Source organism: Nonomuraea roseoviolacea subsp. carminata (assembly GCF_024172185.1).
Classification (GTDB): domain Bacteria; phylum Actinomycetota; class Actinomycetes; order Streptosporangiales; family Streptosporangiaceae; genus Nonomuraea; species Nonomuraea roseoviolacea.
Genome location: NZ_JAMZEC010000001.1, coordinates 1650237 through 1670810, shown reverse-complemented (window position 1 = coordinate 1670810; position 20574 = coordinate 1650237). Strand labels below are relative to the sequence as shown.

Annotated in this window: 17 protein-coding genes; 9 read left to right on the top strand and 8 right to left on the bottom strand. The window is 73.4% G+C overall.

Annotated elements, in window-relative coordinates; translation table 11 throughout:
* Positions 1–73: 73 nt before the first annotated feature.
* Positions 74–538: a MarR family winged helix-turn-helix transcriptional regulator gene (locus HD595_RS07620; protein ID WP_253766959.1), complete on the bottom strand. Its 465-nt coding sequence runs from the start codon at positions 536–538 to the stop codon at positions 74–76.
* 192 nt (positions 539–730) lie between these two features.
* On the opposite strand from HD595_RS07620, the gene HD595_RS07615 reads away from it, so the two are divergent.
* On the top strand, positions 731–1219 hold the full coding sequence (locus tag HD595_RS07615) for a nucleoside deaminase (RefSeq protein ID WP_253766958.1): 489 nt from the start codon (positions 731–733) through the stop codon (positions 1217–1219).
* The gene (locus tag HD595_RS07610; RefSeq protein WP_253766956.1) at positions 1216–1857 is read left to right on the top strand and encodes a DsbA family oxidoreductase; all 642 of its coding nucleotides are present in this window, start codon (positions 1216–1218) and stop codon (positions 1855–1857) included. Before HD595_RS07615 ends, HD595_RS07610 begins: the two co-directional genes overlap by 4 nt.
* A 47-nt stretch (positions 1858–1904) precedes the next feature.
* Here the strand turns inward: HD595_RS07610 and HD595_RS07605 are convergent, their stop codons facing one another.
* Positions 1905–2780, bottom strand: coding sequence for an alpha/beta fold hydrolase (locus tag HD595_RS07605; RefSeq protein ID WP_253766954.1), 876 nt, complete (start codon positions 2778–2780; stop codon positions 1905–1907).
* 132 nt (positions 2781–2912) lie between these two features.
* On the opposite strand from HD595_RS07605, the gene HD595_RS07600 reads away from it, so the two are divergent.
* The gene (locus HD595_RS07600) at positions 2913–3638 is read left to right on the top strand and encodes a DUF4328 domain-containing protein (protein WP_253766952.1); all 726 of its coding nucleotides are present in this window, start codon (positions 2913–2915) and stop codon (positions 3636–3638) included.
* A gap of 5 nt (positions 3639–3643) precedes the next feature.
* On the opposite strand, the gene HD595_RS07595 is transcribed toward HD595_RS07600, so the two are convergent.
* From HD595_RS07595 to HD595_RS07580, 4 genes are read right to left on the bottom strand one after another with little or no spacing between them, the layout of a single operon-like run.
* Positions 3644–5389: a glycosyltransferase family 2 protein gene (locus tag HD595_RS07595; RefSeq protein ID WP_253766950.1), complete on the bottom strand. Its 1746-nt coding sequence runs from the start codon at positions 5387–5389 to the stop codon at positions 3644–3646.
* A 33-nt stretch (positions 5390–5422) separates the two neighbouring features.
* Positions 5423–7378, bottom strand: a complete 1956-nt coding sequence (locus HD595_RS07590) for a glycosyltransferase (protein ID WP_253766948.1) — start codon at positions 7376–7378, stop codon at positions 5423–5425.
* On the bottom strand, positions 7375–8907 hold the full coding sequence (locus HD595_RS07585) for a glycosyltransferase family 2 protein (protein ID WP_253766946.1): 1533 nt from the start codon (positions 8905–8907) through the stop codon (positions 7375–7377). Before HD595_RS07585 ends, HD595_RS07590 begins: the two co-directional genes overlap by 4 nt.
* Complete coding sequence (locus tag HD595_RS07580) at positions 8904–9323, bottom strand: hypothetical protein (protein WP_253766944.1); 420 nt, start codon at positions 9321–9323, stop codon at positions 8904–8906. The genes HD595_RS07585 and HD595_RS07580 overlap by 4 nt, the downstream gene beginning before the upstream one ends.
* 245 nt (positions 9324–9568) lie before the next feature.
* Between HD595_RS07580 and HD595_RS07575 the strand changes: the two genes are divergently transcribed.
* Positions 9569–10714 carry a glycosyltransferase family 2 protein gene (locus HD595_RS07575; protein ID WP_253766942.1) on the top strand — a complete coding sequence of 382 codons (1146 nt, stop codon included), beginning with the start codon at positions 9569–9571 and terminating at the stop codon, positions 10712–10714.
* A gap of 17 nt (positions 10715–10731) precedes the next feature.
* Entirely contained in the window at positions 10732–12369 is a 1638-nt protein-coding gene (locus tag HD595_RS07570) for a glycosyltransferase (RefSeq protein ID WP_253766940.1), read from the top strand.
* 217 nt (positions 12370–12586) lie between these two features.
* Here the strand turns inward: HD595_RS07570 and HD595_RS07565 are convergent, their stop codons facing one another.
* Entirely contained in the window at positions 12587–14137 is a 1551-nt protein-coding gene (locus HD595_RS07565; RefSeq protein WP_253766938.1) for a glycosyltransferase family 2 protein, read from the bottom strand.
* 168 nt (positions 14138–14305) lie between these two features.
* Between HD595_RS07565 and thrC the strand changes: the two genes are divergently transcribed.
* The 3 genes from thrC to rho all read left to right on the top strand — a co-directional run bounded on the left by thrC (position 14306) and on the right by rho (position 18860).
* Positions 14306–15364, top strand: coding sequence for a threonine synthase (gene thrC, locus HD595_RS07560; RefSeq protein ID WP_253766935.1), 1059 nt, complete (start codon positions 14306–14308; stop codon positions 15362–15364).
* 72 nt (positions 15365–15436) lie between these two features.
* Positions 15437–16354: a homoserine kinase gene (gene thrB, locus HD595_RS07555; RefSeq protein ID WP_253766933.1), complete on the top strand. Its 918-nt coding sequence runs from the start codon at positions 15437–15439 to the stop codon at positions 16352–16354.
* Between the two features lie 457 nt (positions 16355–16811).
* Complete coding sequence (gene rho, locus HD595_RS07550) at positions 16812–18860, top strand: transcription termination factor Rho (RefSeq protein WP_253766931.1); 2049 nt, start codon at positions 16812–16814, stop codon at positions 18858–18860.
* 183 nt (positions 18861–19043) lie between these two features.
* On the opposite strand, the gene HD595_RS07545 is transcribed toward rho, so the two are convergent.
* Entirely contained in the window at positions 19044–20072 is a 1029-nt protein-coding gene (locus HD595_RS07545; protein WP_253766929.1) for a COG1361 family protein, read from the bottom strand.
* 232 nt (positions 20073–20304) lie between these two features.
* Between HD595_RS07545 and rpmE the strand changes: the two genes are divergently transcribed.
* The gene (rpmE, locus tag HD595_RS07540; protein WP_175600986.1) at positions 20305–20523 is read left to right on the top strand and encodes a 50S ribosomal protein L31; all 219 of its coding nucleotides are present in this window, start codon (positions 20305–20307) and stop codon (positions 20521–20523) included.
* The last annotated feature ends 51 nt before the right edge of the window (positions 20524–20574 follow it).

The window sequence follows — 20574 nt, the reverse complement described above, 5'->3', positions numbered from 1 at the left end:
TCGGCATCGGCACAAAGCCCAGCAGTCGCTGCGCCGATGGACCTAGGTCCCGTCGCCCGCCCGCCGCCCCAGGTCACCTGCCGGGCCATCCCAGCGCCGAGAGCGCCGCGGTGAGCCGTGGGTCGGCCTGGCCGGCCTCCTCCAGCGCGCTCGTGAGCGTCGCCTCGTAGGTGAGACTCGCCTCGGCGTGGCGTGCTCGGCCCGCCTCGGTGATGACGGTGTAGACGCCGCGTCTGTCGTCGGGGCACAGGTCCCGGTAGGTGAAGTCCGCCGCGTTCAGCCGCGCCACCAGGCGGGTGACCGAGCTCTGGTTGAGCCCGAGCTTGTCGGCCAGTTCCTGCATGCGCAGCTCACCGGCGGGGGAGGCGGCCAGGTGGCCGAGCGCGCGGTACTCCGACAGGCCGATGCCGTGCCGCCGCTGGAGGGTGACGGCGAGAGTGTTCTCCACGCGGGCGTGCAGCAGCAGGACGTGGTTCCACGCGCTGGAGACGGCCGACGGTGGCGCGGCCGAGGCAGGGGTGGACGTCGTCGAGCCCATGGGGGCCTCCTCCTGTCGCGGGAAGCGGTTGACAAGAGCATACATGTACATGCAAGCTTCTGTCCGTCGGCAAAGTGCTTGCAGATACATGCATATAAAGGAAGTGATCACATGGCGTTGACCTGCCTGCTCACCGCCGCGATCAGCGGCGGCGTGGTGCCCCTCAAGATCGCCGCAGGAGTCTGATCCGCCATGCCGGACACCGCCTCACCCGCCTGGCTGCCCGAACGCCTCGCCGATGCCGTCGCCCTGGCCGTCGCCGAGGTCCGCTCCGGCGGGATCCCGTTCTCCGGACTCGTCGTGGACGGTACGGGCACCGTCCTCGGATCCGGCGTCAACCGGGTCCGGGCCCACCAGGACCCCACCGCCCACGCCGAGATCGTCGCCCTGCGCGACGCCGCCCGCAGGCACGGGCCCCACGCCCTCGCGGGGACGACGCTGATCGCCTCGGGCGAGCCCTGCCCGCTGTGCTACGTCACGGCGCTGTGGTCGGGCGTCGGCCGGGTCGTCTTCGCCGCCGACCGGCACGCGGCCGCCGCCGCCGGATTCGACTACGTCTCCTCCTACGACATATTCGCCGTCCCCGTCGAGCAGTGGCGGCTGTCTCCCCTGCACGTTCCCGTCGAGAACGCGCGGGAGCCGTTCCGCGCCTGGCTCGACCGCCGACAGGAGTCCTCATGACCGTCCACGTGAAGATCTGGTCCGACTACGTCTGCCCCTTCTGCCTGCTGGCCAAGCAGCCGATCGCCGAGGCGGTCGCGGGACGTGACGTCACCGTGGAGTGGATGCCCTTCGAGCTGCGGCCGGAGCCCACGCCCACCCTCCGTCCCGAGGGCGACTACCTGCGCGGCATCTGGTCGCGGGTGGTCTACCCCATGGCCAGGAGGATGGGCGTGGACATCCGGCTCCCCGACGTCTCGCCGCAGCCGTACACCCGCCTGGCCTTCGAGGGCTACCAGTTCGCAAAGGAGCACGGCCTGGCCGACGCCTACAACGACCGGCTCCTGCGCGCCTTCTTCGAGGACGGCGCCGACATCGGCGACCTCGACGTCCTGGAACGGCTCGCGGACGAGCTCGGGCTTCCCGCCGCCGACTACCGCGCCGCCCTGGAACGGGGCACCTACGCGGAGGCGCACGCCGCCGCGCTCGCCGAGGCCGCGGCCCACCGGATCAGCGTCGTCCCCACGCTGCTGGTCGGCGACGCGCGGATCGAGGGCATGCCGAAGGCCGACGCCCTGCGCGAGGCCCTGGACAGCGCCGAGGCGAAGGAGGCCGACCTCCTCGGGAGCGGCCTCGCCTGCTCGGTCGACGGCTGCTGAAGGACCGGCGCCGACCGGCCGGGTCTTCGTCCGGCTGCTCGCGGGGATCAGCCGATCAGGCTCCTGATCGCCGCGGTGACGGCGTCCGGCCGGGTCTCCGGCAGGAAGTGCCCGCCGGGAAGCGTCAGGGTGCGGACGTCGCTCGCCCAGCCGTGCCAGATCGCCGAGGGGTCGAACGGCAGCACCAGGTCGCCGGGGTCCTGCCAGATCGCCAGGGTGGGGGCCTTGACGCGCCGGCCGGCCTGCCGGTCCTCGCCGTCGTGGGCCGCGTCGACGAAGGCGCTGGCCCGGTAGTCGTCGCAGATGGCGTGGATCGTCTCCGGGTCGCGTGTCGCGGCGAGGTACGCCTCGCGGACCTCGGCGTCGAACGTGCCGGCCTCGGCCCAGGCGTCGAGGAAGTGGCCGAAGAACGTGTCGGGGTCGGCGCCGATCATCCGTTCGGGCAGGTCGTTCGGCTGCGCGAGGAAATACAGGTGGAAACCGAACACGCCGCCCACGCCGGCCAGCGAGTCCCACATGTCGACGGTGGGGATGACGTCGATCACGCCGAGGTGGTCGACGGCGTCGGGGTGGTCCAGCGCGGCGCGGAAGGCGACCAGCGCTCCGCGGTCATGGCCGACCAGGCTGAACCGGTCGTGGCCGAGCTCTCGCATCAGTGCCACCATGGTCGCCGCGGTGACGCGCTTGGCGTAGTGCTCGGGGCCGTCCCCCGGCTTGGCGCTGCCCCCGTAGCCGGGCAGGTCGGGGCAGATGACGCGGAAGCGGTCCGCCAGCTCCGGAGCGACGTGCCGCCAGGCCAGGTGGGTCTGGGGGAAGCCGTGCAGCAACAGCAGCGGCGGCCCCTCTCCACCCGAGGCCACATGAAGGTCGAGACCGTTCACCCGGACCGTGCGCGCGTCGAAGCCTGAGATCGTTGAGGGCATTGGCTCAGACTGTCATGGGCCACCGACGGTTCCGGTTGTTGATCACGACTGTGTTTCAGGTCGTTCTCCTGCCGGCCGCGACGGGGCGGAACGCGGCGATACTGGCGCTTCCCGCACCCCCCAGGAGTACCCGTGTATCCAGCGAGCCCCTCCGGGCCCTCGCCGATGTACTTCCCGCCGCCGCCCGTGCCCGTGCGCCCGATCCGCGGCCTGGGCACCGCGGTCCTCGTCCTGCTGGCCGCCGACGCGCTCGTCGAAGTCGTGGCCGGCCTCATCGGCCTGGGTTACCTCGACCTCCTCGACCGGCTCATAGCCGACCCCCAGGCGGTCGAGGACGCCGAGATCGATCGGGGCGACCTGCTCTACAGCCTGTCGGGTCTGGCGGAGTTCGCCACCATGGTGACCTGCGGCATCGTGTTCCTGGTGTGGCTGTTCCGCGCCCGCGCGAACGCCGAGGCGCTGGCCCCGTGGCCGCACCGGCGGGCCAAGCCGTGGCTGGTCTTCGGGTGGTTCGTCCCGATCGTCGGCTGGTGGTTCCCCAAGCAGATCGTGGACGACATCTGGAACGCCTCCAAGCCCGGCGCAGCAGAACAGCCGCTGACCGTGGCCTCCCGCTCGGGCCTGGTCCGGGGATGGTGGGCCGCCTGGCTCGTCAGCTCCTGGATCTCCCACGTGGCGGCGCGGCTGCTGTTCAAGGACGACCTGGAGTCGCTGCGGGCCGGAGCGAGGTTCGATCTCGTCAGCATCGGCCTGTGGATCGTCACGGCCGGACTGGCGGCCGCCGTCGTCTGGCGGATCACCCGTCTCCAGGAGGAGCGTCTGCGCGCCCCGGCCGCTCATCCGTACCTGGCGAGCTGAGCGCCTCAGGTGTCCGCCGGTGAGGTGAGGCCGCGGACGCGGCGCACGGCACGGCGCAGGACCGTGCGCTCCCGCGAGCGGGACAGGGTCACGGCCTTGCGCCGCCACTCCTCCGCCTTCTGCCGCCAGCGCGCCGCGTCCCTGGTCGCCTTGCCGGCCAGCCTGCGCTGCTCGGCCAGCTCGGCCCGGAGCGCGGTCGCGCGCTTGCGCAGCAGGAGGATCTCCTTGTCGCGCTGGGCGAGCTGGACGACGTGCTCGGGCGCCGGGCGCCGGCGGGGCGGGTAGACCGCCGGGCGGCGCGCGAAGCCCCACGCGCGGCCGTCCAGCCACTCCAGGCCGAACACCTCGTCCAGGACGTCGTCCAGGTGCTCCCCGGGCTCGGCGACCAGGGCGGCGCGCGACAGGGCCGCCGTCCGCTCCAGGCGGGCGACCACCACGCCGTCCTCGGTCTCGTCCAGCGCCAGGCACAGGACGCCGCCGTCGGTCTCCTCCAGCCGCTGCACCAGCCGCTCCACGGCGTCCTGGGACGGCACCCACCCGGGCGGCACGAGCAGCCGGAACGGCGGGACGACCGGCGGCGACCCCTCCGCGGCCCCGGGCGACCCCTCCGAGGCCCCGGAGGCGAAGGGGCGAGCGGGCCAGGCCGGGGGAGGGGCGAGGCGCACCCGCGGGTCGTGCGCGAACTGCGCCCGGATCAGCCGCAGGTCGAGGTCCGGGTCGCGGAGCGGGGACCGGCGCCCCTCGTCCAAGGACGTCCACGGGCCCGCCACGGTGACCCGGATGTCGGGCAGGCTCGCTCCGAGCAGCCCGTCCACGCTCGCCCGCACGTCCTCGTAGGTCCCGGACGGCACGTACGCGTCCACGTACGGCACGCGCCACTGCCGGCCCGGGTCCGTACGCAGGTAGCGCCGGTACGGCACGCGGTCGGCGACGTACGGGTCGTTGTAGCGCTTGAGCGCGGCGAAGTCGCGCATGGCCGTGGGCAGCCCGACGTGCCAGGCCCGCGCGAGCGGGTCCGGGACGAAGACCGCGCCCGCCTGCGTGAGCCGGTAGCCGAGCTCGGTGTCCTCGGCCAGCACGAGCGAGGTGTCCAGCCCGCCGATGGAGCGCAGCAGCCCGGCGGGGTAGGAGGCCGTCGCCCCGACGTGGATCCGCGTGGCCAGCGAACTGGGCGCGGCCCGCAGGCCGTCGTGGTCGTGGATGATCTTCTCTGCCCAGTCGTGACGCTCCCGCGCGAGCGGGAACAGGCCCTCCTCCTCGCCCGCCAGCAGGGCCGCGCGGACCTCCTCGGGCCGGGGCAGCCGCTCAGCGGAGGTGAAGTCGATCCAGCCCAGCACCACCAGGTACGGGGCCAGGTGGTGCCAGCGGAGCTGGGCCTCCACGTGGGCGCGGTGGGGCACCATGTCGGCGTCCAGCACCAGCACGACCTCGCCCGAGGCGGCGTCGAGGCCGGCCTGGAGCGCCCAGGCCCGTCCCCATCCGCCCGGCGGGCCGGAGATGAGTTTGGTGCCGCCGGGCACGGTCTCGGGCAGGCGCAGCGGCTCGGGGCTGCCGTCGTCCACGACGACGACGTCCATCAGCCCGGCCGGGTACGTCTGCGCCGACAGCGCCGCGAGCGTGAGGTCGAGGGTGCTCTGGCGGTCGTGGGCGGGGATGACGACGGTCACGGTCAGGCTCGGCGTCCAGCCGCCGAGGGGCGGCGGGGTGAGCACGCCGAAGTCCTGCCGCCGGATGCGGGGGATGAGGGTCACGATGCGGTGCTCCGGGTCATGAGGGGGTCCGGGTCATGATGCGGTGCTCCGGTCGAGCTCCATGAGGGCGCTGGGGCGGAACCCGCGCCACTGCCGCTTGTTGCGCTGCAGGAACGTGCCGATCGGCTCCTGCCACGTGTGGTTGGCCGCGGGCCCGCGGCGCAGGATGTAGCCGAGGCCGTGGGTGCGGTAGATCTGTCCGCCGGCGGCCTGCAGCGCCTCCTGGAACTGCGTGTCCACCGACCGGCGCAGCGGCCGGAACCCGCCCACGGCCTGGAACGCCGACCGCTCCACGAGGATCGTGCCGCCCGCCACGAAGCTGGTGATCTGCTCGGTGACCTGGCTGCGGTGCACGGTCACGTCGATCGAGGCCAGGTGGACGAACTCCGGCACGGTCCCCACCACCTGCGCCCCCGAGTAGGAGTGGGCGAGCAGCAGGTCCGACAGGAAGTCGGGGCCGTACCAGTCGTCGTCGTCCATCTTGAGCAGGAACGAGCCGGAGGCGCGGGCGGCGGCGTGGTTGAGCACCTCGCCGAAGATCTCCCGCCCGTCTGCCTCGTACACGGTCAGCGGCCCGTCGTGGGCGGCGATCGCCGCCGCCACGTCGGGATGGCCACGGGGCACGCCGTGCAGGGCCAGCACCACTTCGAGCTGCGCGCCGCGCTGCCGGGCGGCCTGCCGCAGGGCGAAGCCGACCATGTCGGCGCGGCGGGTGGCGAGCAGGACGGACGTGAGCGGCGGCGCGGGCGGCGGCGCGCCGAGCTGCTCCCAGCGGGCCGCGACGCCATGGGTGCGCAGGGCCCGGCGGCGCAGCCGGACGCTGTGCTCCTCGCGCCGCAGGTCGTCGGAGAGGTCGGGACGGCTCGTCAGCAGGGCGACGAGGTCGTCGCCGAGCCCGCCCGCCCAGCGCGGCACCGACTCGGCGACCAGCGGGACCCCGGCCGCGGCGAGCCCGGCCAGCACCCGCACGGCGGCGAGGGGCCCGCTGTGGGCGCGCCGCCAGTCCACCTCGACGCCACGGATCTGCCGGAGCCTGGCCACGTCGGCGTCCGTGACGCCGCCCGACTCGGCGAACGTCGTCACCGCCCTGCCGTCGAGCACCACCGCCCAACGGCCGTCGCGCTCCTCCAGCGAGGCCATGCCGCGTGACGGGGTGGTGACGAAGCCCTGCGGGTTGACCAGGCGTTCGTCGACGGGCGGGACCATGGACGGCTCGGCGAGCACGTCCGGGTCGGCGAGGGGCAGCGCGGCGCCGCCGGGACGGCCGAGCCGTTCCCAGGTGGCGGCCCGCGCCATGGGCCGCTCGACGGGCCGCTCGTCGCCGGCCCAGCCGCGCGAGCCGTCCTCGGGCGGCGCGGCGGGCGCGGTCTCGGAGGTGCGGAGGACGACGTCGCCGCCCGGGGCGCCGACCCGCTCCGGCACGGGGCCGGTGATCTCGGCGGGGGTGGCGTTGGGGTCACCGGGCCGCCAGTCGGCGGCGCCGACGCCCGCGATGGCCGCGGCGGGCGCGCCGATCACGTCGAGCCGGTGCCCGGCGAAGGCGCGGGAGGTCGCGGCCACGGTACGGCCGGCGGGCGTGGGCGCGGAGAAGTGCGCGTCCACCACCCACACCCGGTCCTTGGGCCGGTGGACCCGCAGGTCCGACAGCGAGCGCCAGCGGTGCGCGGGCGTCGGCGTGGGCACGGGCGCCGGATGCGCCGGCGGGGTGTCCAGGACGGCCACGACCACGCGGCGCGTCTCGGGCAGCAGCTTGTGCAGGGTGGCGGCGCGCCGCAGGTCGGCTGGTGTGCGGGCGAGCACCAGCACCTCCGCCGCCTGCTCGGCGGCGGACAGGGGCTCCAGCAGGTCCCGGTCGAGGTCGACCGGCCGCGCCGGGGCGTCCTCCCCGGACGGATCCTCTCCGGACGCGGTGCGGGGCAGGTCGGCGGCGGTGATCCCCGCGAGGAAGACCCGGGCGCCCGGCATCTCCGCCAGCAGCTCCGCGATCATCCCGCGCTCCTCAGGTGCCTGATGAGCGAGGTCAGCCGCCCCTGCTCGTCGGACTCGGCGCCGGCCTCGGCCGACAGGCGCTCCACCTCGGCCGACAGCCGCTCCACCTCGGCCTTGAGGCTCTTGACCTCCGCCAGCCGCTCGGCGGCCACGGCCCGCCACCTGGCGGCGTCACCGGCCGGCGACTCGGCCTCGGCGACCGGGACGAGCCCGTACTCGGCCCCGCTCACCCACAGCGACCCGAACATCTCGTCCACCAGGTCGTCGTCCGCGCCGTTGAGGCGGGCCGCCCGGGCGAAGGCCGCGGTGCGTTCCAGCCGGGCCGCGACCACGCCTCGCGGCGACTCGGCCAGGGCCACGCAGACGAGGCCGAGCAGGTCGGCGTCCGCCAGCCGTACCAGCCGGGCCATCGTGTCGGCGCCGGGTGCCCAGCCGGGCGGCAGCCGCAGCAGGAACGGGGTGGGTGCCGCGGACGACGGCTCCTCCTCGGAGAAGGAGACGCGCGGCTCGTACCGGTAGAGGTGGGTGAGGAGGCGGGCGTCGAGCAGCGGTTCGTCCAGGCAGTCGCGCCGCCCGTCCGTGAGCTCGCCCCACGGGCCGGTGATCGTGACGGCCGTGTCGGCGGGCGTGCCCGCCAGGACCGCGTCCACCGCGCCGCGCGTCTCCTCGTACGTGGTCGCCGGCACGACGACCCGCACGTACGGCACGCGCCAGTGGCGGCGCGGATGCGCCCGCAGCCAGCGCAGCTCGGGCACCAGGTCGCCGAGGTACGACCAGTTGTGCCGGTGCACGTCCTTCTCGCGCCGCATGACCGTGGACGGGCCGACGTGCTCGGCGCGGGCCTCCGGATCGGGGACGAAGACGGCGCCCGCCTGGGCGAGCCGGTAGCCGAGCTCGGTGTCCTCGGCCATGTTGAGCCCGGTGTCCACGCCGCCCGCGGCGCGCAGCAGGTCGGCGCGCACGGAGCTGGAGGCGCCCGTGTGCAGCAGGTACGCCCCGGCGCCGGCGTCCTTCAGCATGCGCGTCGACTCCAGGGTCGTGCGCGCGTACTCCGACGGGACGCCCTCCTCGCCCGGCGCGTCCACGAACCGGGTGTCGCCGATCACCACGGCGTGGTCGATGAGGTGGTGCCAGCGCATGTGCGCCTCGATGTGCGCGGGAGCGAGGATCATGTCCGCGTCGAGCCAGTGGACCACGTCGCCGGTGGCGGCCAGCCGGCCGGTCTCCCGCGCCGCGCCCCGGCCCCAGCCCTCCGTCACCCGCACCACGCGCGCGCCCGGCACGTCGAGCGGCGGCTCGCTGCCGTCGTCGGCGACGACCACCTCGACCAGCTCGGCCGGGTACGTCTGCGCGGCCAGCGACGCGATGGTGCGCTCCAGGTCCTCCTGGCGGCCGCGGGCCGGGATCACCACCGAGACGGTCAGCTCCGGCCGCCACGTCCCGAGTGCCGGGGGCTCCAGGACGCCGTAGTCGTTGTGCCTGACGCGGGGAACACGTGCCGCCCGGCTCATACCGGCCGCCTCGCTCATACCGGCCCCTTGGCCAGCGCGCGGACCTCCTCGCGCAGCTCCTCCACCTCTCGGGCGCGGACCATGGCGTTCACGCGGTCCTCGCCGAGCGAGGCGAGGATCGCGGACAGGTCCTCCTCGCGCCGGGCGGACGCCTGCTCCACCGCGGCGCTCAGCCGGTCGAGCCGCGTCTCGATGCGCCTGAGCGCGGTGAGGGTCTTGGCCAGCTCGCTCTCGTGCCGCTTGACCCGCAGGTCGATGCGCTGCGCCTTGCCGTCGAGGCGGCGGACGACGACCACGAGGAGGGCCAGGGCGGACAGGGCGACCAGGAACGCCGCCGTCGCCGCCGCGGCGCCCACGCTCACGAGCCCGCCGAGGACGAGCAGCGCGAGGGCGGCGACGGCCAGGACTCCGAGAACCGCGGCGGCCGCTGCCATTCGGCGAGGCGAGAGCATCCGCGCAAACCTTTCGTCGACATGGACAAATCAGGCGTCAGGTTTTATTGACACCTTAATCAACACTCGACACTACGTTGCCATAAGTTCCTGGAGACAATCTGAGAAAGATCCTTTCCAAGCTGGGAGATCACTCGGCCGCCCATGAGGCGCTTGCCTTAACGTCAGTCAAACGGGCGTAAGGTAGGCGCCGATCTGAGTCCCCCCGGCCGAGGAGCACCGCACGCATGTCCGTCACCCCCTGCGGATTCACGCGCACGCCGGATCAGGGGCTCACCCGCCTCCGCTGGAACGGCACCGGCTGGGCGACCGACGGGCGGCCCCCCGAGACCTCGGCGCCGCCGCCGGCCTCGACGCGCACGCAGCCACCCGACATCGCCGCCCTGCGCCCGCTGCGCGGCCTGGAGCTCGACTGGCCCGACGGCCCGGTCCCGCTCGACGACGTCCTGCGCCTGGCCGCCGCCGGGGTCCCGCTCACCGCCGCCGACGCCCCCGCCTGGGTGCCCGCCGCCCTCGCGGCCCTGCTCACCGACCGCTCCTGGCTCGCCCACGAGCCCGACGGCACCGTACGCTGCCTGGCCGACCTGCGGCGCGAGGAGCACAGCGTGCGGCTGCGCCGCCTGGCCCACCGCCCCGCCGGTACGCCGTCGGTCAGCGTCGTCATGGCCACCAAGCGGCCCGAGCTGGTGCCCGGCGCGCTCGCCCAGATCGCCCGCCAGCGCGGGGCCGAGGTCGAGGTGGTCCTGGGGCTGCACGGGGTGCCGTACGAGAGCGTGCGCCGGGCGGTCGAGGACCTCCCGCTGCCCGTCGCCTGGAAGGAACTGCCCGCCGAGGTGCCGTTCGGCACGGTGCTCAACGAGGCGGCGGCGCTGGCCGGCGGCCACTACCTGGCCAAGTGGGACGACGACGACTGGTACGGTCCAGATCACCTCGCCGACCTGGTCATGGCCCTGACCTACTCCGGCGCCGACGTGACCGGCACCTCCGGCGAGTTCTTCTACCTGGAGCCGCTGCGGGCCACGATCCGGCGCAGCGCGTTCGCCAGCGGCGCCGCGTACCGGAGCGAGGTGTGGTCCGACCACGTGGCCGGCGGCACGATCCTGGTCTCCCGGGACGACTTCCGCGACATCGGCGGGTTCGCCGCGCAGCCCCGGGCCGTCGACCGGCTCTTCCTGAAGGCCGCCACCGAGGCCGGCGCGAGCGTCTACCGCACCCACGGCCTCGGCTACGTGCTGCGGCGCGGGCTCAGCGGCGCGCACACCTGGCAGCTCCCGCTCGCCCACTTCCTCAAGGTGGCCACCAGCCAGTGGCGCGGCTTCCGGCCGAGCCTGCTCATGGAGCACGACACGGACGCGCGGGTGGAGGCGGCGTGAGCGGGGAGGGAGACGGCGTGAGCGAGGGAGGCGGCGTGAGGGTCCGCGGCAACGACTACAGCGTCCTGCGACCGGCCGAGGACTTCACGCCGAGCCTGCGCGTCAGCGTGATCGTCCCCGCGTACGACAACCAGGACAAGCTCGACCTGGCGCTGGCCGCCCTGGCCCGGCAGACCTACCCGGCGGAGCTCACCGAGGTCGTGGTCGTCGACAACGGAAGCACGCCCCCGCTGCGGCTGCCGGCCGACCGGCCGCCCCACACGCGCCTGATCACCTGCGACACCCCGGGCCGGGCCGCGGCCCGCAACGCCGGGCTGGCCGAGGCGAGCGGCGACGTCGTGCACTGGCTCGACTCCGACGTGCTGCTCATGCCGGGCGCCGTCGAGGCCCACATGCGCTGGCACCACGCCGCGCCCTACCTCGTCGTGACCGGCTACATCCGTTTCACCGCCGCCGCCGTGCCCGCCGAGCTGCCCGACGACCTGGAGAAGGCGTTCGAGCCGGCCGAGCCGCACGGCTGGATCATCGAGCTGGTCGAGCGCACCGACGGCCTGACGAACAACCCGCAACGGCCCTTCAGCCTGCACGTCGGCGGCGCCACCTCGGTCGCGGCCCGGCTGATCGAGGCGGCCGGGCCGATGGACGGCGACCTGGTGCTCGGCCAGGACACCGAGATGGGCTACCGGCTGGCCCAGGCCGGCGCCGTGTTCGTGCCCGAGCCGCGCGCCCGCGCCTACCACCTCGGGCCCACCATGCGCATGCGCGACAAGGCGAGCATCGACCGGGTCAGCCACGCGTTCGTGGCCGACCGCATCCCCTCCTACCGATGGTTGCGCTCCCATCCGGGCCGCCAGTGGAAGGTGCCGTACGTCACCGCCGTGGTCGACGGCACGGCCGGGTACGAGAGCGTGCGCGCCACGGTGGACGCCCTGCTCGCCGGCACGGTGCCCGACCTGTCGGTCGTCGTCACCGGGCCGTGGGAGTCGCTGGAGCGCGAGCACCGCGCCCCGCTCACCGATCCGGAGCTGGACCTGGTGCTCGTCCACGGCCACTACCGGCACGAGGGCCGCGTACGGCTGGCGGGGTCCGCCGAGGTGGACCCGGCCGTGCCGTTCACGCTGCGCCTGCCGCCGGGCTGGCGGCCGGGCGAGGACAGCCTCGCGCGGCTGCTCGACCTGTGCCGCGACGAAGGGCTGGGCCTGGTCAGCGTGCTCCTGGAGGAGTCGTCCCAGGGGGTGGTCGCGGCCCGGCTCGAACGCACGTCGGCCTTCGCCCGCGCCCGCGTCGTCGCGCGGCCCGGCGAGGACCTCGACGACGTGGTGGACGAGGTGGCGGGCGTGACGTGGGTCGAGGGCGAGACTTACGCCTTCACCACCGAGCCCCCGACTGTCACCGGCCGGCGCGGCGCCCTGCGCGCCCGCGCCGAGGCGCAGGCGGAGATCGCGCGGCTGACCAAGGAGGTCGAGCGGCTGCGCGGTCAGGTGGGCAAGTGGCGCGACGAGGCCGGCCGGTGGCGCAAGAACACCGTCGAGCTGCGCCGCGAGGTCAGCGGCCTGCGCCGGCAGCTCGCCGCGGCCAACCGCGCCCAGCAGGGCATGCGGGCGCTGCTGTCCACCACGGTCAAACGCGCCCTCGGCAAACGCCCACGCGCCTGAACCCCTCGCCCCTGCGCAGGGCGCCCTCGGTGCGCGCGCCCGACTCTTCGGGCGCCCGCACCCGACTCCCTCGGTCCTGCCCTCTGGGGGTCCGGCGCCGGCCTTCCTCCTCGGGCCCGGCACGCTCCGGAAGAGCGGCGGGACCCCCATCCGGGGTCCTTTGAGAGGACGTCAGCGTCCGAGCCGGGTACCTCGCCCCGGGCCCTCTGAGAGGACGTCAGCCCGAGCGGAGGGCGGACTTCAGGCGGCCGAGCAGGGATCGCTCGCCCTCCGGTGAGGCCGGCGCGTGGACCGCGGCCGGCACGGGCTTGGCCGGGGCAGCAGGCTTGGCGGCTCGCGCCTCCTCCACGACCCCTGACCCCGCCCCGGCGGCCGGCACGGAGGACCCCGGGGCAGAGGCGGCGGCCGGCGGCCAGTACCGGTCCGGCGCCACGTGCCGCACGCCGTGCGTGGTCGCGATGACCTCGTCCAGGTCGCCGCCCGGCTCGCTCAACAGCAGCGCACGGGCGAGCGCGGAGGTGCGTTCGAGCCGCGCCGCCCGCCCGTCGGGCAGGTCCACGACGAGCACGCCGGTGAGGTCCTTCTGCACGTCCTCGACCATGCGCTCCAGCGTCGCGCGGTGCAGCGGCACGTCCACCGGCCCCCGGTAGCGGAACGGCGCCGGGGCGGGCGTGGGCGCGGCCTCGTCGATCAGCCTGATCCGGTCGTCGTGCGCGAACAGGTCGCGCATCAGCCGCAGCTCGAAGCACGGGTCGCTGAGCACCGAGCGCCGCCCCTCGCGCAGCAGCGACCAGGGGCCCACCAGCGTCACCACCACGTCCTGGAGCTTGCCGTCCAGCGCGGCCGACACCGCCTGCCGTACGACGGCCTCGGAGGTGTCCGTCACGTCCAGCACGATCTCGACGTACGGCACCAGCCACCGCCGCCCGCGGTCCTTGCGCAGGTCGCGGCGGAGCGGGACGCGGTGCGCGAGGTACGGTCCGACGGCCCGCACCGCGCGCTCGCGGTCGCGGTGCTGGGCGGGCAGCCCCAGGTGGACGGCCCGCGCCTCCATGTCGGGGACGAACACGACGCCGTGCATGGCCAGCCGGTAGGCGAACTCGGTGTCCTCGCCGCGCAGCACGGTCGGGTCGAGCCCGCCCACGGCGTGGAAGACCTCGCGCGGCATGGCCACCGTCGGCCCGGTGCACACGTGGTACGGGTTGCGGCTCTTGCGCAGCCCGTCGGTCTTGGCGATCGTCGCCTCCGTGGAGCTGGCGACCGCCTTGTCCAGGTCGAACAGGTCTCCCAGGTCACGCGCCCGGAAGACCTCCTCCGGGGTGAGCGGCGGAACCTCGACGAACCGCTTCATCCCGATCGTGACCAGGTAGTCGGTGAGGTGGTGCCAGCGGGCCATCGCCTCGATGTGCTCGCGGCAGGGCACCATGTCGGCGTCGAGCCGCTGGATGATCTCGCCGTCGGCGGCGTTGGCCCCGGTGTTGACCGCGTTGGCGATGCCCCAGCCGGTCTCCACGGGGACCAGGCGGGTGTTGTCCGGGCGGATCTCCGGCAGGCGGATCGGCGGCTCGCTGCCGTCGTCCACGACCAGCACCTCCATGAGGTGGCCCGGGTACGTCTGCGCGGCGAGCGCCGCCAGCGTCAGGTCCAGGTGCGGCCCGCCGTGCGCGGGAATCACCACGCTCACGGACCGGGCAGGCGTCCAGGCGCCGAGCTCCGGCTGCTGCAAAGGAGAAAAGTCGTTCTGCGTCATGGCAGGACGCGCGTTCATGTCGGTGACCCCCCTGGCCGAGACTTTATCGGGAGATGCTGAGAATTTCCTGTAATGCGGGACACCCATCGGAACCTCCTCGGGACCGGTCCGCCCTGTGGACGGCGGTCGGCGGCGCACCCCGGCACCCCGTACACTCGGGCGCAACACCGCAGGCAGGGAGTCATCATGAGCAGGTCGTGGCGTGGCCTCATCGAGGAGTACCGAGAGCGTCTTCCGGTCACCACGAAGACGCCGGTCGTCACGCTTCTGGAGGGCGGCACGCCCCTGGTGCCCGCGCACCGCGTCTCGGCCCTCACCGGCTGTGACGTGTATCTCAAGGTCGAGGGCGCCAACCCGACCGGCAGCTTCAAGGACCGTGGCATGACCATGGCCATCAGCAAGGCCGTCGAGGAGGGCGCCAAGGCGGTCATCTGCGCCTCCACCGGCAACACCTCGGCCTCGGCCGCCGCCTACGCCGTGCGCGCCGGGCTCACCTGCGCCGTGCTCGTGCCCCGGGGCAAGATCGCCATGGGCAAGCTGGCCCAGGCGCTCGTCCACGGCGCCACCCTGCTCCAGGTCGAGGGGTCGTTCGACGACTGCCTGGAGATGACCCGCAAGCTGTCCTCCAGCTACCCCATCGCGCTGGTCAACTCGGTCAACCCGTTCCGGCTCCAGGGCCAGAAGACGGCCGCGTTCGAGATCGTCGACACGCTCGGCGACGCGCCCGACATCCACTGCATCCCGGTCGGCAACGCCGGCAACATCTCCGCGTACTGGATGGGCTACCAGGAGTACCTCGCCGACGGCGTGTCGTCGAAGGCGCCGCGGATGTTCGGCTTCCAGGCGAGCGGCGCGGCGCCGATCGTGACCGGCGCGCCCGTCGCCCACCCGCACACGATCGCCACCGCCATCCGCATCGGCAACCCCGCCTCGTGGGACCTCGCCACCGCCGCCCGCGACGAGTCCGGCGGCGACATCCAGTCGGTCACCGACCGGCAGATCGCCGCCGCGTACAAGCTGCTGGCTCAGGAGGAGGGCGTGTTCGTCGAGCTGGCCTCGGCGGCCAGCGTCGCCGGCCTGCTCCAGGCGCACGCCGCGGGGCTCGTCGAGCCGGGGCAGCAAATCGTCTGCACGGTCACGGGCAACGGCCTGAAGGACCCCGACTGGGCCATCTCCGGCGCCCCGGCGCCGGTCACGGTGCCCATCGACGTCCACGCGGCGGCCGCGGCCCTCGGCCTGGCCTGACCCGCGTCACAACACGGGCGAGCCGGAACCCCGGCCCGCGATCGCGGCGTGTGGAGAGGAAGACCTGATCGGATGGGTAGCGTGCTGATCCGCGTGCCGGCCACGTCGGCCAACCTGGGCCCCGGCTTCGACGCGCTCGGCCTGGCCGTCGGCCTGCACGACGAGGTGGAGGCGGAGCTGACCGCCGGGCCCGGCGTCGAGGTGACGGTGCGCGGCGAGGGCGCGGGCGAGGTCGACCTCGGCGAGGGCCATCTCATCGTCGCCACCATGCGCCGCACGTTCGACCGCATGGGGGTCGCGCAGCCGGCCGGCATCCGGGTCGACTGCCTCAACCGCATCCCGCACGCCCGGGGCCTCGGCTCGTCGTCGGCGGCCATCTGCGCCGGCATCCTCGCCGCCCGCGCGCTCACCTCGCCGGACGCGGCCGCCGCGTTCGGCGACGACAAGGTGTTCGCGCTGGCCACCGAGATGGAGGGGCACCCCGACAACGTGGCCCCGTGCCTGGCGGGCGGCCTGACCGTGGCGTGGATGGAGCAGTCCGGCGCACCACGTATGGTGAAGCTGACCCTCGACGCGCGGGTGCGTCCCGTCGTGCTCGTCCCGGCGACACGGCTGGCCACGGAGAAGGCGCGGGGGCTGCTTCCGAAGGACGTGCCCCACAAGGACGCCTCCTTCAACGCCGGCAGGGCCGCGTTGCTGATCGCCGCGCTGACCCAGCGGCCCGATCGGGACCTGCTCATGGCGGCGACGGAAGACCGGCTCCACCAGCACTACCGCGCGCCTGCCATGCCCCGGAGCGCGGATCTGGTACAACGGCTGCGTGCGGCGGGAGTGCCCGCTGTCGTCTCCGGCGCGGGTCCCACGGTCCTTGCGTTTTCGACACCGGATTCGCAGGATTTGATCGCGCCCGAAGTGGGTAATGACTGGCACATCCAGCAAATGGACGTCGACCAGGTCGGTGCGAACGTTCAGTTTCCCGAGACACGCTGATGCCTCTTTAGACCTCCAGGGAATAGCCGTGTGCGCTGGTGATGTTAGGCTGATAGCCGCACCAGATGCCCCTCTGTTGGGTGCGTGCTTGTCAGCCACACATCGCTGCATCATGCTTCACGTCGCGAGGCGTGGGCAGCGCGGCTGTCTCCCCGGAACCCGTCGCCTCCGGTTGGCCCACACCCGGTTGGCCCGACGCGAGGCGGCGACGACGGGGATCTGCGCGTTCGAATCACCTCGACATCTGGCTGGCGACAGCAATCTGGGGGGTGTCTTCCACGCGCCATCGGCCTGTGGCTGCCTGGACGAGCCTCTCCCGATGAGTGGCGACCGTCCCCAGCGGCGGCCGAAGATCGCAACGTGCACCCCGACCCGGTCTGTTGCTCCGGATCGCAAGCACCTCCGGGACGCCCGGCAGAACAAAACCGGCGCCCGACCCCTGGGAAGGACCTTTTAGTTGAGCGACACCACCGAACTCCTCTCCGACGCATCAGGCTCGCCTGCGCAGCCGGCGTCCGGCGACACCCCCTCCCGTGCCGCGAAGCCTCGCGCGCGTCGCTCCGGCACCGGCCTGTCCGCGAAGGTGCTGCCCGAGCTGCAGAAGATGGCCGCCGAGCTGGGCATCAGCGGCACCGGGCGCATGCGGAAGAGCCAGCTCATCGCGGCCATCCAGGAGAAGCAGGGCGGCTCCGCCGAGGGCGCGGGCGCGCCCGCTCCCGTGGCCGAGGCGCCCGCCGTGACGGACTCGGCCCCCGCGGCTGAGCGCCCCACCCGGGCCCGCAGGGAACGTTCCCGCGTCAAGCCCGCCGACGACGCCGCGCCGCAGGCCGCCGAGCCCGCCGCCGCCCCGGCCGAGCCGGTGGCCGCCGCCGCTCCCGCCGTGGCCGAGCCCGTCGTCGAGCAGCCCGCGCAGTCCGGTGACACGGCGCAGGGCGACCCGCGTGGCGACCGCGGCGAGAGCCGCCGCGAGCGGCGCAGCCGCGGCGAGCGCCGCGAGCGTGGCGAGCGCATCGGCAACGACCGCTCGGCCGGCGACCGCGGCGACCGCGGTGAGGGCGGCCGTGACGGCAGCCGCGACGGCGGTCGCGACGGTGGCCGTGACGGCGGTCGCGACAACGTCCGCGACGGCCGTGACGGCCGCGACGGCCGTGACCAGCGAGCCGCCGACGCCGGTGGCCGCGACCAGCGCGGCGACCGTGGCGACCGCGGTGACCAGCGTGACCGTGGCGACCAGCGCGACCGTGACCTGCGTGGCGGCGACGACGACGAGCGCGGCGGGCGCGGTCGTCGCGGCCGGTTCAGGGAGCGCAACCGCGGCCGTGGCCGCGACCGCTTCGAGGGCGGCGGCGAGCCCACGATCGGCGAGGACGACGTCCTCATCCCGATCGCCGGCATCCTCGACATCCTCGACAACTACGCGTTCGTGCGCACCAGCGGCTACCTGCCCGGCAGCAACGACGTCTACGTCTCGATCGCGCAGATCCGCCGCAACGGCCTGCGCAAGGGCGACGTCATCACCGGCGCCGTCCGGCAGCCGCGCGAGGGCGAGCGCCGCGAGAAGTTCAACGCCCTGGTCCGCCTCGACACCGTCAACGGCATGGACCCGGAGCAGGCCCGCAACCGGCCCGACTTCAACAAGCTGACGCCGCTCTACCCGCAGGAGCGCCTGCGCCTGGAGACCGAGCCGAACATCCTCACCACGAGGATCATCGACCTCGTCTCCCCGATCGGCAAGGGCCAGCGCGGCCTCATCGTCTCGCCGCCCAAGGCCGGCAAGACGATGGTGCTGCAGTCGATCGCCAACGCGATCACCCGCAACAACCCCGAGTGCCACCTCATGGTCGTGCTCGTGGACGAGCGGCCCGAAGAGGTCACCGACATGCAGCGGTCGGTCAAGGGCGAGGTCATCCACTCGACCTTCGACCGTCCCGCCGAGGACCACACCACGGTCGCCGAGCTCGCCATCGAGCGGGCCAAGCGCCTGGTGGAGCTGGGCCACGACGTGGTCGTCCTGCTCGACTCGATCACCCGTCTGGGCCGCGCCTACAACCTCGCGGCGCCGGCCTCGGGCCGCATCCTGTCCGGTGGTGTCGACTCCACGGCGCTCTACCCGCCCAAGCGCTTCTTCGGCGCCGCCCGCAACATCGAGAACGGCGGCTCGCTGACGATCCTCGCCACGGCCCTGGTCGAGACCGGGTCCAAGATGGACGAAGTCATCTTCGAGGAGTTCAAGGGCACGGGCAACGCGGAGCTCAAGCTCAACCGTTCCCTGGCCGACAAGCGCATCTTCCCCGCGGTGGACGTCGACGCGTCCGGCACCCGTAAGGAAGAGATCCTCATGGGCAAGGAGGAGCTCCAGATCGTCTGGAAGCTCCGCCGCGTCCTGCACGCGCTGGACATGCAGCAGGCTCTGGAGCTTCTCCTGGAGAAGATGAAGGAGACCAAGTCCAACGCCGAGTTCCTTCTGCAGGTTCAGAAGACCACGGTGAGCAACGACCGCGACTGACGCACGCGACGACAAGGGGCGACCGGGACCTCCCGGTCGCCCCTTTCGCGTCTCCGCGGGGACCGTGTGCCGTCACGGGCGCGTGCCGATCGCCGGAGGAGAAGCCCTCGGACCGCCCCGACCGGCCCCCAGACGGCCCGTCGCCGGTCCTCGGGCTTGCGAGGGCCGGCGACGGGCGCGCCCTCAGGGGCGGACGTCCACGAACTCCTGCGGCGACAGGGCGCTGCGGGTCGTGGCCGTGCCCGGCACCTTGACGCGGAAGTAGCCGTCCTTGCGGGCGGGGTACGTCTTGACGTACCTGCCCGAGGCGCTGCTCTTGGCGAAGCCGAGCAGCTTGTACGCCTTGGCGCCCTTGGCCTTGAAGTAGACCTCCAGCCGCTTGCCCGGGTACGCCTTGGAGCCGCGGTAGACCTTGCCCTGAATCTTGATCGGACGGCCCTGGGCCGCCTTGGCCGGGGCGCTGATCGTCACCCTGGCCCGCGCCTTCTTGGACGCGCCGCCGGCCGGGGCGTTCACGGTGAACGAGGCGACGCCCTTGAGGGCCTGGCCGCCCCGGGTGGCGGTCACCTCGAGCGTCCAGGCGCCGGGCGCGGTGTCGTCGGCGAAGTACGTCTCACCGCGGTAGGAGCCGTCGGAGTAGAGCGCGAGGTCGCCCAGGTCGAACGCCTCGTTGCTCTCGTCGCTGATGAGCTTCGCCGACACGGACGTGGCGTCGCTGACGCCCGCTCGCACCGAGACCTTGACGTCCTTGCCCTTGACGAGCTGCACCGGGTCCGGCCGCACCGACGCGTCGCGGATGCCCTGCCGGGCCGAGACGCCGATCGTGAAGGCGTTGTCGTGGGTGGCGCCGTTCCGGGTGACCTTGACGTTCATCCGCCAGTCGCCGGCCGGGTCGTTCTTGCCGATGCCGAACCGGCCGGTCACGGCGGTCTCCGCCGCGGTGGACGGCCGGAAGTCGAAGCCCACCGGCCGTTCGGAGCCGCCGGGCGGTGTGATGGTGCCGTTGACGGCGCTGACGGTCCCCGGGTCCTTCAGCTGCAGCGTCACGGTCACCTCGACGTCCTTGTCGAGCGGGATGAACGCGTCGGACGAGACCGCCCCGGAGAAGTCCGGACCGGCCGTGGCCGCGTTCGCGGCCGAGAGGTGCACACCTCCGAGGAGAAGCACAGCCCCCGTAGCGGCCGCCATGAGCAGCCGCATCCCCTTGATCATCTGATCGCAATCCTTATGAGACGTAAGTGATGGTTTGTGCGGGGGGAGCCTAGTGTGCCGGTCATGACCCCGTCATAAGGATTCGCGATACGGACCGGGGGAATGCCGTGTGGCCTGGGCTGGTTGAAGGATCTGGCACACTGGTAGCTGACCCGTAGCGGTTCCGGCTCCCGCCGACGCGCTCGGCGCGTTCACTCAGGCGACCCGGCGGCCGCACCCCGAAAGGACAGCAATGAAGCGCGACATCCACCCTGACTACAACGTGACCCAGGTGACCTGCACCTGTGGCAACACCTTCACCACGCGCAGCACCGCGAAGAACGGCGTCATCCACGCCGACGTGTGCTCCGCCTGCCACCCGTTCTACACGGGCAAGCAGAAGATCCTCGACACCGGCGGCCGGGTGGCCCGCTTCGAGAAGCGCTTCGGCAAGAAGGCCTCGGGCAAGTAGCTTCACCGACGCCGGCCCGGACGCACGCATGGTGCGGCCGGGTCGGCGTTG